Raw genomic sequence first — 18,516 nt, 5'->3', positions numbered from 1 at the left:
TCTAATTGTGCAAAATACATATCCGTATTTTGCCAGAATGTTTCTTATAAAAACAGCGCTATCATCCAAATATAGCACACAGTCTTGGGAATCATCATCATGCCAAGCATTGGCTTTTTCCTGGCGCCGAGGACTACGACCATATAACAGACAAAGCTCACCGTTACGAGGATTGCAAGCAGCCACTCCTGATACACTATAATGAGGTAACAAACTGTGATCACGCCCATAATGACAAATGGAATGTTCCTATAGAGCCCCCAATTTGTCTCATGATCCTTGGAAAACCAGTGATTCTGAGGGAACAAGCAGAGAACAATTCTGATCACAGCAAGTACAACTAGCACTATAAACAGACTGAATTTATCTGGCATAATTGAATATGCATCGTTCATTCCATGTTTCATTGCCATTACCATGAAAAAGAAAATATAGAAAACTGTCATGGTGATGGATGAAACAAGATTTCCAAGGCCTAGCCAGAATTCTCTTTTCCTCTGCTGGCCTCTATCCGAAGTTTCTCCCTTGAAGTTATATACAATCCTGGGAATCAGGTGGAATGCATCGCCTCCGCCAAGGAGAAATGTCATGACCATACATAATTGAGCCATCAGACTACCTGTGTTCAAATACCTTGTGCAGAATATAATTTCTGCAACCAGCGCAAATACGAGGTATCCGATGCAGAACACATTCTCTCCTATTCTCATTCCTAATGGTTTTTCTTTTGATTTAGATGTCATTATCTTCGCCTCCTATACTAATTAAAGCACTCTTACAATGTATTTGGTAAAAAAAATGTACGAAAACAGCATAAATCCCAATATTTATGATTGCTCATCAGGCCAAAATCCGCTAAAGTAGTGATATTAAGTATTTGTTGGGAGGAACACGTCGTGGAACATTTTATTGATGAAAAAACCGTGATGCGGTACTATCTGGAACGCATGGAAAAAGATGAAGTTCTTTTCCTGCAGGGGAAGCCAGAACTTAAGGCGGATATCAGGAAAGCTCTTGAGCAGCTGATCGTTGAATCCAAGATGAACAGCAAAATTCAGATTGCAGTTGTTCTGTGGAAGAAGCTGTTTGAGGGTGCTATGAGCTACATATCCCCTAACAAGAAGGGTTACGACAAAATCTTTAAGTATTTTGATTCTTATGTTGAGTTCGAGGAACTTATCTTCGCTTCTGACTCATTCTACAGAGATCATACTCTGCACTGCCTGTGGGTATATTTCCTGGGCGAGTATCTCTACAACCAGCCTGAATTTACAATGTTATACCAGCTTGAGCGTGAGGAATACGATGCACTCAAGGTTATGGAACTTATGGCTGATAAGCTGAACATTCTTAGTATGGCTGATAATCAGAGACTCAAGAAAAATTTGAGCATATTGTATGATTTAAATAAGCTGCGCGACTCTGTCAGATGTATTGCAGCCCTTACTCATGATCTTGGTTACCCTCTTAAAAAGATTGAGAAGATCAATAAGAGTATGAATAAGGTGCTTCCTTATTTTGCAATTCATAACTTTGATAACTTCTCATTTGAGTACGAGAATATTCAGCAGGAATTTGTAAATCAGTTCATTGATTTCATCGCAAGAGAAAGCATTACAAACATACGTATCAAGGATGATGCATCTCCGGAAGCACTAGCTGTCATCAGTAAAATATTTGCTGATAGCTACAGTAATCATGAAATCAACAAGATTGCTCCTATCATTGAGACAGTTACAGATGAAGAAAAAGAGATAATTAAGGATACCTTTGAGCCTGATTTTGTTTTCCATCCTTCATTTAGGCAGAGGGTCAGCTATTACAATGATTTCGAGGCGTACCAGCACGGTATCATGAGCGCATTTCTTCTCATGAAGAATTTACAGGCTTTTCAGGATGTTGATTACTGCAGACCTGAAACTTTTCTTCCAATTTATACCGCTAAAGCGCATGCTCTTCATGATATTCTGGCTTCTATTTCAAACCACACAAGTGACAGTTACCAGATCAGGTCAATTAACGCGGATTCTTTCCTGACATTTGTAGACGAGCTTGAAGAATTCTCCAGAATCTCCAGAGCAAGCCAGAACAGAGAATATGTTGAGGAGTTCTGCGACACAGCACTCTACATGGAAGATGGATGGCTTAATGTTGTATTCGAGTTCAACAACACTAACCTCGATAACCTTGATCCGGAGATTTCTTTCAAGGGCAGATGTAAGAGATTCTTATCTCTGTTTGATATTGCCGAGCTTGATGACTATCTCAAGATCAGAGTGACTATCGTAGGTAAGCTTCCTACAGATGCGAATGAATATGTACTTGAGATTGCTCACAAGCACGCTGATATCAGAATCAACGGCGAATCCAAGAACATTCCTAAGTATCTTAAGTCAACTCAGTTCTTCACAAAAGAAGAATACGCACAGCTTGGCTAAAATAATTTTGGACCTAGGGGACGGGGTTGGTGGACCATTTTTTGGTCTACCAACCCCGTCCCTCAGGTCCATTTTTTGAATCATTGTACATCAGGCTGATACTGTTTTATCTGAATAAATTCATTTCCCTGCACTTCAGGGTGGTCTTTGTTTTTCTTAAGATATGTATCAAAGAGCTCTAAGTGGAGCTTGCAAATATTCTCATGCATAACATCCGCATCCAATGCTCCAACTATGGCCTTAACCGGGATCAGGTGCTTCATATCTGAAAAGCCCAGATGCTGCATCTTCTGGAATACCGCGCCGATTACAGGCGCTGAATGATCTATAAAAGCTCTTGTCTCAGCATTGCGATTCGCCTGACAGCTGATCTGAACAAAAGGCCTATTCTGAGTCTTGCCCATGTTATTACCAAAGAGTGCTCCGTCTATGTTAGCTCCGCAGACAAACTCATCGTTTTCAAGACAGAGCATATATGCTGTAGCGCCTCCAAGAGAATGACCTGAAACTCCTACTCCACATTCAAAGTCGATTATGTCTGCAAGGTTTTCCTTTGCATATTTAAGGGCAGAAAGTGTATCTTTTACCCACTCATCAATTCTGGAATTGATGAATTTACAATATTTCTTCTGGAGAACATCAAATTTCTCTGCCAGTTCTCTATCTGTTCCCTTAGTCTTAGTGAGCTTGAGAATGCTGAATACACCTGGCCAGAAGGGCTCGTACTGTCTCTTACTGCATTCCTTACTAAATTCGACTTTGGTTCCATCATCAAGTTCAGTGCAGATGCCATCATAAGGATGCCCCACAGAGATAACCACATATCCATGGGAAGCAAGCTCAATGCAGAGAAAAGAATTAGCTTCTCTATATGAACCAAGACCGTGGCTGAACATTATAAGTGGAAACCTGTTATCAGCTACCTTTGGTGCATTCTCATAGCATTCAGAAAAGTTTTCTCCTGCTGCCTCGCTCTTTTCATAGTTGATTGGAGCGTGCATGTACTTTTTGAGAGCTTTGGCCATTTCCGGAGACATGTATCTTAGCTTATTCATGCCCTGAATCGAAGCCTTGTCTACCGGATAATACACTCTGGCAGGAATGCTTCTCTTGGTGCCAGGTGCCAGAACTTCGTCTCTGTCGTCATAAACTGTGTAGGTCATTGTTCCAACTGCGTATTCGCCTGTAGGCGCAGGTCTTCTAGTCATAAGCTATTCCCCCATTTCAATTTTGGACCACTAACCCCGTCCCCATGGTCCATTTAGTGTATTACGTTGTTGTAGTCAAATACTGGCCAGCCATTTTCATCCCACTTAACTTCCATGAGCATGGTGTGCCTATTTGGATCGTAGAGTGGATCTCCCTTGATTTCAAGATAGGTTCTTGCGTGGAATACGCAAACATCTCTTCCATCGGGAAGCTTAGTGAAGCTGTTGTGGCCCGGGCCGTAGAAGCCTTTTTCTCTGTCAGAAGAAAGGATAGGCTTTTTCTCCTTTTTCCATGCTCTTGGATCAAGGATATCCGCGTCCTCATCAATGCTGAGCATACCCATGCAATAGCATTCGCCTGTAGCGCTGGCAGAATATGTCAGGAATATTTTACCATCTTTTTTGAGTATTGCGGGACCCTCATTAACCCAGATATCTACTCTCTCCCAATCATAATCAGGCGTTGTCAAAAGAATCTGCTCAGTCGCAAGCTTAGTTGGAGACTCCATTCTGGCGATATAGAGGTTGGATATTCCGACACCAACACTGACTTTCTCAGCCCAGATGTAGTAATACTCACCTTTGTGCTCCAGGATAGTTGAGTCAAGGCTGAATGCCCTAAAGGAATAGATATCATTATCGCTTGCCTGGATCATACCTTTCTCCACCCATGGATTATTCATAGGATCCTGGCCCTGACACTCCAATATGTATGGGCGAAGTCTCCATTTTTCCTCTTCTCTTGATGCAGCAAAATAAATATAGAACCTGCCATCAAGATAGTGAAGCTCAGGCGCCCAAATGTGTTTGGACATATCTCCTGACTCGTGTTTAAGCCAGATTGTCTTTTCCTCAGCGCTCTGAAGGCCTGTAAGTGTATCGCTCCTCCTAAGTACAATCTTATCGTAGTCTGGAACAGATGCTGTGAAATAGTAGCATCCATCTGTATGTCTGTACACATATGGATCTGCTCTCTGCTCTATAAAAGGTTTGTTATACTCTGTAATCACTCCATTTCTGGGTCTGGTTTCAATCATAATTCTCCTCACAAAAAAGTTTTATTCACTGTATTTAACACCATATATTGTCTTGTTCTGTCCGCAGGCGGAAAAGACAAATACTTCTCGTCCACTTTCATCAAGCTGCTTGCAAAAGACACCGCTATATTCTATACCATCAATGGATATATGAACATAGTATTTTCCATCAGTAACTGTATAAGTTCCCTCTGAAATCGTGTCATCAGAAGCCTTACTGTATACCTTTCCATCTTTTCCCAGATAAATAATCGAAGGATCCTTGTAACCGCCACTGATATCAAGTCCAAGTTCCTCAAGGTAGTATCTGCCTGCTATTTCATCAGCTGTATAGCCACTTTCAGAAATCGTCTCGCCATTTGTAATGTATGGAAGCATTACCGGCCAGCCCTCTTCGTTTAAGAAATACTGTCTGGCTCTTGGCTCAAAGTACTCTCCCTTTCCTTCGAATCTTGTATGATAGACTACATATTTTCGGCCATCCTTGTCTATCATGGCTGAGTTGTGGCCTGTGGCCTTATAGGCAGTTTCAAGGGATGGAAGCATGTGATTTCCACTTATCTTAAGGCCAAAGCCTGAATGATCGTTGTCATAGAAATCAGGCTTTTTATCGTTCATATCAAGATAATCGCCATCAACCTCTTTGGATCTGAATACTCTTATCTGGTAGCCACCATCACTTGTCAATCCACCATAAGAAACAAAAAGATAATAGTAATCACTGTCTGGATCATAGAGAATATAAGGTCCCTCAATAGATTTGTGTCCGCCGCCTAACAGTTTTTTACCGTAGTAAGCATCTACGTTGTTATCAGGATCTGCCTCAGGGTGGATGACATCGCCAGTTGACTCATCGATTTGAAGAAGGAAAATACCTCCGCTCCAGGAGCCATATACCATCCACATTTTGCCGTCCTTGTCGTAAAATACTGCAGGGTCAAGGGCGTTAGGATATTCATTGAAGTTATAGGTTCCATCAAGCTTGACGTAATTCTTAAGTGCATAATCCTTGTCTACATAGTCACAGACGTTTGTCTCATCAATGTTGTATCTTGTCAGTCCGGAATAAATGAGGCTTTTACCATACTCATACTTGCCATCTATAGTCTCAGAAGTAGCAAACTCCAGAGTTGATGCGTTCCAGGTAGATGAGGTGCAGTAGTACATGTAGTATAAGCCATTAGCCTTGTTATAAATAATATCAGGTGCCCACAGGTGGCACTTTTTATCATCTGTAGGAACCACGCTATCTTTTTTACCAGTGAACTTAAATACATCTCCACTTTCGTCACTGAAAAGATCTCCGAATATCATGTTAGTAGCTGAGTAGCCATTTCCCTTGATTGTCCATTTCCTAAGGTCATCTGAGTAGGCAAAGGTCATATGAGTTCCAACAATGTAATACTTATCATCTGTTACTACTATAGAGGGATCATGAACTGAAGATCCTGCGTTAAGACTTCCTGTCTCTATCTGAGACATGTCAGCATCAAAATTCATTTCTTCCACATTTGCTTCGCTTGCTTCCACAGTAGCTTCACTCCCTTCTGCCGTAGCTTCGCTCCCATTTGGGTTGGATGCACTACTACCGCATCCGGTAATTGTATTTATCAGTAATCCCGCAGTCAAAAAAAATGCTGCAGGTCTTTTTAGCTTTTTTATCATTAAAACATCTCTCCTGCTGTCTTTAATAAACGCCGCGTCTCATCTGTATTTATGAAAAGGCGCGGCGCTTAAGCTATCATATTATCAGTTCTTTTGGACTATAAGCCATCTTGACTATAATGTCCTGATTGTAGTTACCAAATCCTTTTCCGAAAATAGTAAGCCCTCCTACATGCTCGGCATTCTCAGGTACTTCAAGTTTGAATTTAATAAGGCTCTTGGGTGTCAGGCCAAACTGATCTATGTTCACATCTGAAATCTTAAGTCCATCTATGAAGGTTCCTTTGTGATTGACCACTATCATCTTGAGCAGTCCATACTGATTCCAGTTAGGGAACCACCAGTCTGGTGTGAAAATACCCTTTACGTCTCCATAATCTCCAGGAGAAATCCAGGTTCCAAGAAGTGTCTCATTCAAATAGAAATAAATATCTGAAGGCCAAACATTATTAACTCCAGGCGCTTCTGAACTGAGCTCTACAGAAATGCATATCTCATCAATCACCTGATTATGAGGAACAAAATTAGGGATTGTATATTCTACAAAGCCTCTGGTAAACCAGAGAATATCTGCCTCATATCTGTCAGGATGAGCAAAATACCTGTTGTCATCAACCTCTCCAATCAGCCTGTTACCTGATGCAAGACCACAAGTCGGATACACAGAGAAATCCGAAAAATGTCCAACCTTAATATCAGATGTATAAATGTTTTCATTCTGTGGCTTATCCTGAAGCTCAAAGAGAATCTTATCAAGATGAACTGAGCACACCTTCTGATTGCCATGTCCTGTCGCATCCGACGAAACCATGACAATTCCGGTTTCCTCTAGTTTCTTGATATGGCTTGTAAGCGCTCCATTAGTAATGTTAAGTCGCTCCGCAAGCTCATTCATGCTAAGCCCACTTTCATTTAAAAGGACCTTAACTATCTCAATACGTATATCTGAGCCAAGGGCCTTAAATACATTCCTTGCTTCATCGAGAGATTTAATATGTAACATAATATCTTTTCCTCAATCCTAATAGTTTATATCTTATTTTATTCCACTTATGGCTATGGACTCAATAATAACTCTCTGGAACAGGAAGAACAGTACAAGTGTCGGCAACATAGCAATAACTGATGCAGCCATGATAAGCGCATAGTCACTCTGTATCGCATAATATGAGTTAAAAGATCTGATAACAACCTGAAGAGTCCAGTTTCTCTCGCTTCTAAGGAAAATAGTTGGTGCAAGATAATCATTCCAGATTCCCATGAACCATAGCATAAGCTGAGTTCCAAGGGCACCCTTCATAAGAGGAAGGAAAATCTTGTAGTAAATTCCAAAGTAATTGCATCCATCAATCTTGGCAGCGTCCATCAGTTCTGAAGGAATACTGTAAAGATTCTGTCTGAGGAAGAATATCATACTGATATTTCCAAAGCATCCTGGAATAATAAGTGGAGCAAGTGAATTAGTCCAATGAAGCTTGGTAAAAAGAACATACTGAGGAATCATAACTACCGCAAAAGGGATCATGATTGTTGCAAGTAATGCCATAAACAGGATGTTCTTACCTCTGAAATTCATTTTGGCAAATGCAAATGCTGCCAATGATGATGTAAAACCACCGATAATAAGTACAGGTATTTCTACCTTAATAGTATTGAAGATACCAGTTACGAACTGGCCTTTTTTAAGCACTTCCGAATACTTACCAATGAGAACTGGATCTGGGATGATTGTAAGTGAGCCTGATAAAATCTGGTTCTTGGTCATGAATGATGTAGCTACCATATAAATGAGAGGGAACACCATTGTAAATGCAAAAAGAGCCAGCACTATAAATATTACAATATTCCAGAATTTTTCTTTTGAAGATAAGACACGGTCAGTCTGATAGTCTTTATTTCCACGTTTTTTCTTAATTGCTACGTCCAAATGTCTCACCTCCTTAATCTATAGTCTTAACCCATTTATCCTGTCCCCAGAAATTGATGGCAGTAATAATGAAGATAATGATCGCAAGAATAACTGCTACTGCACTTCCGTATCCAAGCTGTCCGTTAGTAAAGGCTTTTTCAAACAGATAGAATACTACTGTCGCAGACGAATAGTTAGGACCGCCCGAAGGAGTCATAACCTGGACTTCTACGAATACCTGGAAACCTCCAATAAGTGAGGTGATAAGAACATAAAAGGTTACCGGTGACAAAAGAGGAAGTGTAATGTTCATAAACTTGGCAATGCTTCCTGCTCCGTCGATCATGGCTGCCTCATAATAATCTCTTGGAATATTCTGAAGTCCTGCAAGGTAGAGAATAATAGTTCCTCCAAGTCCCTTCCATACCATGAAGATGATAAGGGATATCTTTACCATTACTTCATCACCAAGCCAGTTAGGGCCATGTGTTCCTGTGAGGAACTTGTAGATTCCATTCAAAAGGCCGTAATCATAGTTGAATACCCATGCCCAAAGAATAGAAACCGCAACAAGTGATGAAACTACAGGTACATAGTACATTGTTGTGAGAACTCTTTTGCCAGGGATCTTCCTGTTAAGTCCCATAGCTACCAGCATTCCAAGAATCATTCCTATAGGAATACCGATCATATAGATAATGGTGGTGCCCATCGCTCTCCAGAACTTAACATCAGATAAAATCTTGATATAGTTACCAAAGCCTACCATATTTCCCCAAAGGGAGTTTATGCCTGTCCATTTGCTGGCACTGGCTATAACTGCGAAGACAATTGGGTATGCCATGAAAAGCATGAAGCCCAGGAATGGGGAAGCTATAAAAAGCCACGCCCAGCGCTCTTCTCTTTTAGCCATGGCAGACATTTTAGTCTTAACTCTTTTATGAGATGCCATACTACTGCTCTCCTTTTGCTTTCTTAAAATACGAGCCCCTCCAGTCTTGAAGAGGGGCTCTATAGTAGTCAAAAATTTATTACTTTGTAGCTGAATTCTGGAGCTCGATAGCTTCGTCAAGAGCTGCCTGCATCTCAGGCTCAACCTGTGCTACATAATCCTCTACAGAAATGTCGCCGTTCTTGATATTGAATACACCTGACCAGAATGGTGTGAACCACTCAGAGTTGTATGTGTAATCCATCTCCTGAAGAGCTGCTGCATAGTGATCATTGCCGTCGAAGTATCCGAAGATAACATCTACATTTGATGCATAAGGAACTGTGCCATTGTTTACTGCATCCTTGAATTCGCCATAAGCAAGGTCAACGATGTTAGGAAGCTGGATAGAAGCTCCAGTTGTGATTCCGGAAACAGCTCTCTGTCCATCAGCATCTGTTGAAAGCTTAGCAACGAGTTCAGCGCAAAGGTCAGGATACTTGGTTGTTGCTGATACACAGTAACCAACTGATCCCATCCATGTGTGTGATCTTCCATCACCAGAAGGTCCTACAGGCCATCCGCAAAGATTCCACTTATATGGGAATGTGTTGTCATCCATGAATGCTGCTACATCCCATGTACCACATGCATAGAAAGCAACCTGTCCATCAAGCCATCTCTGGTATCCGCCAAGAGCTGTATCCTGCTCAACTGAAGGTGTAAGACCATTCTTTGTAAGATCTGTGTAGAATGTAAGAGCCTCGATGAGCTGCTTGTTGTTAGCAACGTTAACCTTTGTCATATCATCATTAAGGAACTTAACTCCGTTTGAATAAAGGAAAGGAGTCATTCCCCACTGGTCAGCATTAGCAACGCCCCACTGATCAATTTCTCCATCGCCATCAGTGTCCTTTGTAAGTGCCTTACATACTTCTACGAATTCATCGTAAGTGTATGGCTTGTTAGGATCTGGATAGTCAAGTCCGGCTGCATCAAACAGATCCTGGTTATAAGCAAACGCGAAACAGGAAAGATCCTTAGGGAATGCGTAAAGAGAACCGCTTCCAATGTTCTTGCCGTCATAACGGTAGATTTCCTGTGTTGTTCCCCAGATACTGGAGATTGTAGCATCATCAACGTACTGATCAAGTGGCATGATGTAACCATTATCTACATATGAGCGAACTGCTGCAGGTCCAACATAGAATACATCCGGCATATCACCTGCTGTCATGCTGGCAATCATCTTCTGATTGTACTCATCCTGAGTAGTTACTTCGAATACTATTTCTTTAACCTTATCTTTGTGTTCCTCTACGAACTGATCTATAAGTTTCTGGTAGATCTCTTTCTCATGTTCCTGCATGTACAGAAATACATGAAGTGTCTCCTCACCTTCTCCGGTAAGAGTTGTTGAAGAAGACTCTGTCTCATTAGTTGCCTCGGTAGCCTGAGCTGCCTGATTGTCGCCTGAAGCTTCCCCTGCTTCCTCAACAGTTGTCGTTGAGCATCCCATTAGTGCAGAAGCACCAACAAGCATAGCCAATACAGAACTTAAAACCCTTCTTTTCATAGTCAATCCTCCTAAATAAGTTTGCGTTTACGTGTAACTTATGTAGCAATTTTACTAACACCCCATATGGTAGTCAATGGTTATTTTTGATTTTCCTTAAATATTTTATATTTTTGTCGTTTTAAACAAAAACATAAACTACTTTTTGTAAATCTATAATAATTAATGGATTAACAAAAAAACAGCAGATCATTTCTGATCTGCCGTCTCGATATATCTTATGGTGTATATGGGTCATCTATCTCAATATATCCAGCTTCATACTTGCCGTTGTTATAATTGAGGTTAAAACCAAGTTCAAGTGGCCATCTGTGAATTGGCTCGATGTAGCATCTAAGAACCGGGCTATCAGTTCCATTTATCTCAGCATAGTACACAACCCTTGTCTCTGATGTATAATCATCTGACCACCAGTTAGAAAGGTAATCATCACCGACTTCTTCTGTCATGGAAAGACCTGCTTCCTTGACATTGAAGGTAATCTTGCCGTCTTCCGGCTTATCATATTCTACTTCATAGCCCTTGCCACCATTTTCTGTCTTGGCAAGAGGAAGCTCAACTTCCTTATACTCTCTTGATGCTTCGTCCTTGTCAAAGAGCCACATATCGCCGAAGGAATATGGATCTGTGCTGGTGTCATAGGAAAGAGTTACAAGAATTTCTTTTACACCATCTGAGTCAAGATCACCTGACTGAACATGTGGGAAGCCTGTCTCCCAGCCAACCGGAGTAACGAGCTTGTCACCATTACCAAACTCAATAGTGTATATAGCTGTCTCATCATCCTGCTGCCAGCTACGGCTTACTCGGTCTGTCTGTCCGTCGCCGTCGTAGTCACAGTCTTTGAACTCATCCTGCCATGAATAGCCTACGCACTCGTCTACATAGCCCTCATGTTCCCATAAAAGAAAAGGTGAGGATTCATAGCCTTCTGTATCTGCTGTCTGTTCTGTTACTTCGGAATTCTCAGCTGAATCGCTTGTCTGATCTACGTTTGCTTCTGCCACAGGCTCTGCATTTGCCTCTGTATTTGTCTCTGCAACAGCCTCTGCCTCAGCAGTATTTGACTCACTAATGTTGCTGCCACATCCAGTAGCCATCACTGCTAACAGACATGACATCACCAAAAGATTAGATTTTCTCATGTTTTCCCCCTCAATATTTTCATTTTTTCAATCCACTACTAATTCTACACCTTTTATAATTATATGATTATTAAATATACGTAAAAAATGGCGGCCGCTACGCAATGAGCAGTCGCCATATATCTTGTTTTACGCATTTTTACTATATCAGAATATATGTGTCCTTATAACCTGTGCTCCGAAAGGCATTAGTGCAACCTTAGCAATCTTGAAGTACTGCCTGCCCCACGGAATTCCAATGATTGTAACGCAGAGAAGGCACCCCAGAAGGAAATTTCCAAGGGCAAGTTCCCATCCTGATACCAGCACCCATATTACATTGAGGATAAAAGAGCCAGCGCCGCCATCATACACTATTTCTTTTCCAAAAGGATTAAGTGAGATCGATGCGAGCTTAAAACACTGTACTCCGACCGGAATACCGACCACAGTAATGCACCAGATAAGTCCCATAAAGAGCCATCCAAAAGCACTCAAAAAACCACCAAAAACAATCCACAAAATGTTTAAGATAAGTCTCATGTTTTTTCTCCTATTATCTCTACTACTTAAGCTGCATTTGAAGCTGCTTTTTTTTGCATATAAGCTTCTGTTCTCTTTTGAATATTCTCCTGAAGATTTACAAAGAACAGGAAATTGTCATATATGTGAAGGCTTCCCTGTGGGAAAACATCCAGGATAGGTGGAAATGCAGCTGAATCAATTCCGGTAACTATGAGCGTGCCCCTCTGAGGATCAATGTAGGCGCCGTACTTACCAGGCTCAACTGACAGGATTGCACCTGTTGCGCTGTCCTGCATGACAAATCCTTTATTGAGGCTCTTATCCGCAACAACGCTGTCTGTTCTCCAGTTAAGTGGATTTATGGATATAGCCTTGGTGCCCTTAGGAGTGATGATCGTATCAGTTACATTACCATCTTCGCAGTCAAAGCTTATGACAACGCCAGTATCTGTCTCGCCCTTTGCAGGAACTATCTGTGGGTATTTGGATATCATATCCTCTGTCATATTCCAGCCAATGGCATAAACTGCTATCAGATTATTCCTAAGACTCACGGCTCTTTCGCTGTCCCCACCATAGTACTCTTCCAGTAGTCTGTAGCACATATCAGCTCCCTGAGAAAAGCCCGCAAGCATAAGTGGTCTTCCATTATTCTTGTGTTCCAGATAATACTTAAATGCTGCAGACACATCCATATAGGCATTCTTCATAGCCTGCTCCTTGGCTACAGGATCCGTCATTTCATAAACTTTGATAGATGCCTGTCTGTAATATGGCGCATATATCCTTGCTGTCTTAGCATAAAGAGCCTGCTGCTGATTCATCGCATTTCTGAAGTTTGTTCTATACTCAGGAGTTATAGCGCAGTTGCTCTCGCTGAAAATGTCTACTGTAGGTGCGATCATAAAGACATCCACCTCATTTTCCGGATAAGCTCCGTCATACAGCCAGTTCCCAGCTTGTGAATAATCAATAGGGCTGGTAAAAGGAAGCACCTTTACAGCCTTGGCGGTGATCTTCGCCGGACACAAAAAGATAAATGCCATCATCAGAGTCATAACTATTACTGTAACTTTTTTCTTCATACTAAAGTCTCCTTTACATACAATCGACATCAACCTTAGTTTATATTTAAGCTGCGTCTTCAGCTTCCTCTTCTTCCTCCACATACTGCACTTCAGATCTCTTGATAGTGTCAGGATAGATCTTGAGGAAATCATTCTTCATTGAGATAGGCACATAGCCCTGCTCTCTATAGGAAGCAGACTTCTCTTCCCAGTTCTGAGCGCCCCATTCACGAACGGCGTCATCAGCTACGATCATGTACGCCTGTGATGGGTAAGGGTTCCTGTCATCAAGTACATAGTTCATCATACTTGTATCACTTCCACTGTTACCAAAAGCAAGCACTGGGCGCTGCCCGATTTCTCTTTCAATCCAGATGGACTTATTGGCATTTAAGTTCTTTTGTATGAATTCTCCTGTAATAACAAGCTCGTCGCCGTTCTTGTACTTAAAGTCCATGTTGGAAGAAACATCTTCATAGCCCTTTACCTTGACCTCAAACTCTGTACCAATAACATGGGCTGGCGAAACATACTCGCTGATAGGTGAATTAGCTACGATAGCTCTTGTAGTTGTACGCTCAGTTCCGCTGATAACATAGATGGTAAAATCATTGTCATAGAGGTATTTGACCACCTCTACCATTGGAAGGTAGAAACCATCGATGTAGCGCATGTTCTGGAAGCTGTCAGTTTCCTTCTGACCAAATTCCACAGCATAGTCGTAGAGCTCTTCAACCGTCATTCCAGCAAAGGCCCTGGCAAAGTTTCTTGCAAGCTCTTCTCCAGCTGTATATCCAGGCTTTATCTCTTTTGCTGCTGCCTTAAGCTCATCAGATACTCTCTCAGGGTGATCCTCCAGGCAGTATTTGATGAACATCATAGTGTCATAGTAGGTATAGAAAGTCTCGCAGGTAAGGGTTCCATCCATGTCGAACACTGCGATTCGATCTTCCTTAGGAATATAGTTGGCAGTATCGCTCTTATCAGTAATCTTAGTTACGTAGTTTCTAAGGCTCTCTGCCGGTTCTGCCCCTTCTGTCCAGTATTCCCTAAGGGCGCTTACGTTAGCATTGTCCTCAAAAGAAAGTCCGAAGCCTCTTTCATATAAAAAACTATCTCCATACTTCAGCGTTCCATCTGCCTGTTCTTCCACAACAGGAACATTTACAGGAAGATGTCCCTTAGGAGCATTGGCGCCAAAGGCTGTCTTGATGGCAGCCACAATGTTAGCGTTTCTGGCTGTCATTCCTGTTTCGCTCTCTTTGTCCTTGGTAGGATCAACATTTAGTCCAGAGCCTAGATATGCCAGGACAATTGCATCCGCATCCTGATAGATAGCAGCGTCATAAGGAAGGTTCTCACTGATCAGAACAAACTTGCCACCTGCCTTGTGAGTATCCTCTATAGCACTGGTAACTGCTATGTACTGCGGATTTTCTTTATCAAGAGCTGCGTTTCCTGATGCATAGGAAAAGCCTACAACAACGTCCGCCGCAGAAACCTTCTCTTTTACCTCATCTGTATAGTGAAGCTTAACATCTGCCGATGAATCGTAGTAATAATCAACTGAAACTGTCGCATCATCGTCTATAAGGCCCTCGGCCATCAGCTCATCTGCCGCCAGATTTATTGCTGTAGCATCTCCAGCCTGTCTTCCCAGGAAAAAGACCTTCTTGGTAGATCCAGTTATTGGAAGCGTATTGTTATCGTTCTTCACTACGGTTATAGCCTGTCTTGCGATTTCCATCTCAGTATCGTGATGAGCCTTGGAGCCAACTACCTCTTTGCTCCTTGCCACGCGGTCCTCAACGCTAGTAGCCTCGCCCTGATTTCCATCTAGATCGTATATTCCGTATTTAGCCTTAAGTGTCAGAATACGCTTAACACTCTCATCAATCCTGGCCTTGCTGATCTCACGAGACTTAACCTTGGACGCAATACCTGCAATATAGTCATCATAAAAAGTTACAGCCTCAGGATTATTCATATCCACAGGCAAAAGAAGCATGTCAACGCCTGCATTTATAACCTCTTTAGCAATGTTTATCCAATATTCAGTGGAATTTTCCTCACCTGGTACAAGACCGGCTGTGCGGATCGCATCCATTTCAAGAGCATCAGTTACAACCACTCCGTTAAAACCAAGGTCTGTTCTGAGGATGTCTGTGATCATCTTCTTGGACATGGTTGCCGGGTAGAAGCCCTTTGTGCCATCTCCAAAGGTCTTTTCCTCATCGATCAGAGGATATGTGATATGGGCTGTCATTATCATGTCAGCGCCGTTTTCTATGACTTTTTTGAATGGAACCAGCTCTGTTGCCTTAAGCTCTTCATAGGTCTTTTCAACAGAAGGTGTTCCTATATGGCTATCCACCGCTGTATCTCCGTGGCCTGGGAAATGCTTATAGGTTGCGATGATGTTGCTAGCCGCGAGTCCCTTGGCATAGGCACTTCCAAGTGTAGCCACAAGTTCCGGATCGTCGGAAAAAGACCTGGTGCCTATAACAGGATTCGATGGATTATTGTTAACATCGATATCCGGTGCATAATCGGTGTTAAAGCCAACTGCCGCCAGCTCTTCACCAAGAATTCGGCCTGTAGTCTCAGCATTGGCGGTAGAATCTGCTGTAGCGCCAATTGCCATATTTCCATTCATTCTTGTTCCAGTATTTAAGCGGATTACGATACCGCCCTCCTCATCAACAGGAGTCAGATACGGGATATGTGTAGAAGCCGTCTGATTCTGAAGATTGTTGGTCTGCAGATCATCAATAAGTCTTGTAACCTGCTCTGCGCCTTTGATATTTGCTCCAAACAGAATGATTCCGCCATACTGATGCTTTTGTAAAGCTTCCTTAAGCTCAGGTACTGCAGAAAGATCTGTCACATTTTCTTCATTCCAGGTTCTGATCGCGGGAATTATCATCTGAGAGATTTTCTCATCCATAGACATTTTGGCAACTATCTGGTCGACTTTTCTCGTCGGTCCCTGCGCGCTTCCGCAGCTTACGAGAACACTACCAGCTAACATAGCGCTTACCAAAACACACGAAATAGATCGTTTCATAAAATGGTACATTTGTATTTCTCCTCCTCTGCACTAATTTCTAGTTATCTAGCTAGTGCCACACAATATAATTGTACCATTTTACGTTTATAACTATTGTTAAAAAAGTATAAAAGCCTATTTACCCTGAAAGCTGTCCACCATTTCCTGCAGCTCTACATATCGGTCCATCTTGCGCTCTATCTCAGCATCAACCTCTTCTTTTTCTTTGCTAAGAGCCATGAGCCTTGGATAATCTGTAGCTGCTTCTGCAATCTGAGTTTCAAGCTCTGCGCTCTTTTCCTCAAGCTGCTCGATCTCAGCCTCGATATTGTCGTACTCCTGCTGTTCTTTAAAAGAGAGCTTGGTCTTCTCTCGTGGAGCACGGTACTTGCCCTTGGAAGTCTTATCATCCTCCTGCAGCGCCTTGCTGCCTGCATTTACACTACCAGCTCCAGTCTGAGCATCTTCCAGTGCCTTCTTATGAACAAGGTAATCTGAATAACCGCCCTCGCTCTGATACAAACTCGTATCACCCTCAAAGGCAAATATCCTGGTTACTACCCTATCTAGGAAATATCTGTCGTGGCTGACAGTGATAATGATTCCTGCAAAGCCGTCCAGATAGTCCTCCAGAATACGCAGAGTCTGAATGTCAAGATCGTTGGTAGGCTCATCCAGAATAATTACATTAGGCTGTTCCATAAGAACTCTTAAAAGATACAGTCTTCTCTTCTCGCCGCCTGAGAGCTTGGATATTGGTGCATACTGCATTTCAGGGGTAAAAAGAAATCTCTCACACATTACAGATGCAGAAGTAAGTCCCTCAGCTGTTCTGATAAACTCAGCTGTATCCTTGATGTAATCGATAACTCTTTTACCCTCATCGAGGGCCTCATTCTCCTGACCAAAGTAGCCTATCTTGATGGTCTGTCCTATTTCTACTGTTCCTGTATCTGGTGTTTCAAGGCCAACGATACACTTAAGAAGTGTTGATTTACCACAGCCATTAGGGCCGATGATTCCGATTCTATCAAGCTTATTGAAGGTATAGGAAAAGTCTGCAAAGAGCTCTTTACCCTCGTAGGACTTGGAAATCCCCTCCAGAATAATGGTCTTATTACCCATTCTGGTAGGAAGTGATGACAGCTCAATCTGTCTCTCTTCCTCAGGCCTTTGTCTGTCGCGAAGAGCTTCAAATCTCTGAATGTGAGCTTTCTGTTTGGTAGAACGAGCTCTGGCACCTCTTAGCATCCATGCAAGATCCTTGCGGTAAAGAGCCTGTGCCTTGCGCTCTGCTGCCTGCTCGTAGTCCAGCCTTTGCTGCTTAAGTTCAAGGAAGCCTGAATAATTGGCCTCATAGCGATACACACTGCTCTTATCAATTTCCAGAATTTGGTTAGTTACTTCATCAAGGAAATATCTGTCGTGAGTGATCATGAGGAGCGCGCCCCTGAAGTGCTGCAGGAAATCCTCCAGCCACTCGATCATATCAGACTCCAGATGGTTAGTAGGCTCATCCAGTATCAGAAGATCTGAAGGCGTCATAATAGCAGCAACTAGAGCAGCTCTTTTCTTCTGTCCACCTGATAAAATAGCTGGACTACACTCAGGATCATCGATTCCAAACTTAGACAGATTAGCCTTGATCTCGCCCATCTTATCCCAGTGATTGCCACCAGCATAGATCTGGTCTGTGATGTTCTGAAGAAGAGTCTTATTCATATCAAAAACAGGGTTCTGAGGAAGATATGAAATGCGAAGGCCATTGCTGACAACAACCTGGCCACTATCTGGCTCTGTAACCCCTGCGATAATTGATAAAAGAGTCGATTTACCTGTTCCGTTAGTACCAACAACACCGATCTTGTCTGTGTCGTTGATTCCTACTGATATCCCGGAAAGGACAGGCTTAGACATATATGATTTAGATACGTTTTCAACATTTAAAATATTCATAGCAGCATCAATATTACCATGTCATTAATTA

Annotated in this window: 14 protein-coding genes; 1 reads left to right on the top strand and 13 read right to left on the bottom strand. The window is 42.1% G+C overall.

The features are described from left to right. Positions 1-44 precede the first annotated feature (44 nt). Positions 45-743: a hypothetical protein gene (locus IJI01_RS06385; protein WP_292187539.1), complete on the bottom strand. Its 699-nt coding sequence runs from the start codon at positions 741-743 to the stop codon at positions 45-47. A 153-nt stretch (positions 744-896) separates the two neighbouring features. Here IJI01_RS06385 and IJI01_RS06380 point away from each other — a divergent pair, with 153 nt between their 5' ends. Next, positions 897-2,438 (top strand): hypothetical protein, encoded by a 1,542-nt coding sequence (locus tag IJI01_RS06380; RefSeq protein ID WP_292187536.1) that lies wholly within the window; start codon positions 897-899, stop codon positions 2,436-2,438. A gap of 80 nt (positions 2,439-2,518) precedes the next feature. Here the strand turns inward: IJI01_RS06380 and IJI01_RS06375 are convergent, their stop codons facing one another. From IJI01_RS06375 to IJI01_RS06320, 12 genes are all read right to left on the bottom strand, one after another. Then, positions 2,519-3,646 (bottom strand): alpha/beta hydrolase family protein, encoded by a 1,128-nt coding sequence (locus IJI01_RS06375; protein ID WP_292187534.1) that lies wholly within the window; start codon positions 3,644-3,646, stop codon positions 2,519-2,521. A gap of 53 nt (positions 3,647-3,699) precedes the next feature. Beyond that, a complete protein-coding gene (locus IJI01_RS06370; RefSeq protein ID WP_292187531.1) occupies positions 3,700-4,683 on the bottom strand; it encodes a glycoside hydrolase family 43 protein in 984 nt (327 codons plus the stop codon). 21 nt (positions 4,684-4,704) lie between these two features. After that, positions 4,705-6,348 (bottom strand): glycoside hydrolase family 43 protein, encoded by a 1,644-nt coding sequence (locus tag IJI01_RS06365; protein WP_292187528.1) that lies wholly within the window; start codon positions 6,346-6,348, stop codon positions 4,705-4,707. Positions 6,349-6,424: 76 nt separating this feature from the next. Next, positions 6,425-7,351 (bottom strand): ArsR/SmtB family transcription factor, encoded by a 927-nt coding sequence (locus IJI01_RS06360; RefSeq protein ID WP_292187518.1) that lies wholly within the window; start codon positions 7,349-7,351, stop codon positions 6,425-6,427. Positions 7,352-7,384: 33 nt separating this feature from the next. Beyond that, a complete protein-coding gene (locus IJI01_RS06355; RefSeq protein ID WP_292187515.1) occupies positions 7,385-8,275 on the bottom strand; it encodes a carbohydrate ABC transporter permease in 891 nt (296 codons plus the stop codon). A gap of 13 nt (positions 8,276-8,288) precedes the next feature. Then, entirely contained in the window at positions 8,289-9,209 is a 921-nt protein-coding gene (locus IJI01_RS06350; RefSeq protein ID WP_292187512.1) for a carbohydrate ABC transporter permease, read from the bottom strand. A gap of 79 nt (positions 9,210-9,288) precedes the next feature. Then, positions 9,289-10,764: an ABC transporter substrate-binding protein gene (locus IJI01_RS06345; RefSeq protein ID WP_292187509.1), complete on the bottom strand. Its 1,476-nt coding sequence runs from the start codon at positions 10,762-10,764 to the stop codon at positions 9,289-9,291. A gap of 218 nt (positions 10,765-10,982) precedes the next feature. Next, a complete protein-coding gene (locus IJI01_RS06340; RefSeq protein WP_292187506.1) occupies positions 10,983-11,909 on the bottom strand; it encodes an FG-GAP repeat domain-containing protein in 927 nt (308 codons plus the stop codon). 147 nt (positions 11,910-12,056) lie between these two features. Continuing rightward, positions 12,057-12,431, bottom strand: a complete 375-nt coding sequence (locus tag IJI01_RS06335) for a YccF domain-containing protein (RefSeq protein ID WP_292187502.1) — start codon at positions 12,429-12,431, stop codon at positions 12,057-12,059. Between the two features lie 26 nt (positions 12,432-12,457). After that, positions 12,458-13,498: a DUF3089 domain-containing protein gene (locus IJI01_RS06330; RefSeq protein ID WP_292187500.1), complete on the bottom strand. Its 1,041-nt coding sequence runs from the start codon at positions 13,496-13,498 to the stop codon at positions 12,458-12,460. Positions 13,499-13,544: 46 nt separating this feature from the next. Then, a complete protein-coding gene (locus IJI01_RS06325) occupies positions 13,545-16,559 on the bottom strand; it encodes a glycoside hydrolase family 3 N-terminal domain-containing protein (RefSeq protein ID WP_292187498.1) in 3,015 nt (1,004 codons plus the stop codon). A gap of 105 nt (positions 16,560-16,664) precedes the next feature. After that, complete coding sequence (locus IJI01_RS06320) at positions 16,665-18,485, bottom strand: ABC-F family ATP-binding cassette domain-containing protein (RefSeq protein WP_292187495.1); 1,821 nt, start codon at positions 18,483-18,485, stop codon at positions 16,665-16,667. Positions 18,486-18,516: the final 31 nt, after the last annotated feature.

Origin of the sequence: Butyrivibrio sp. (assembly GCF_017433805.1) — a bacterium.
Taxonomy (GTDB): Bacteria; Bacillota; Clostridia; order Lachnospirales; family Lachnospiraceae; genus Butyrivibrio.
Note: the sequence above shows the minus strand (reverse complement) of the source record. Positions and strands in the feature narration are given on the sequence as shown.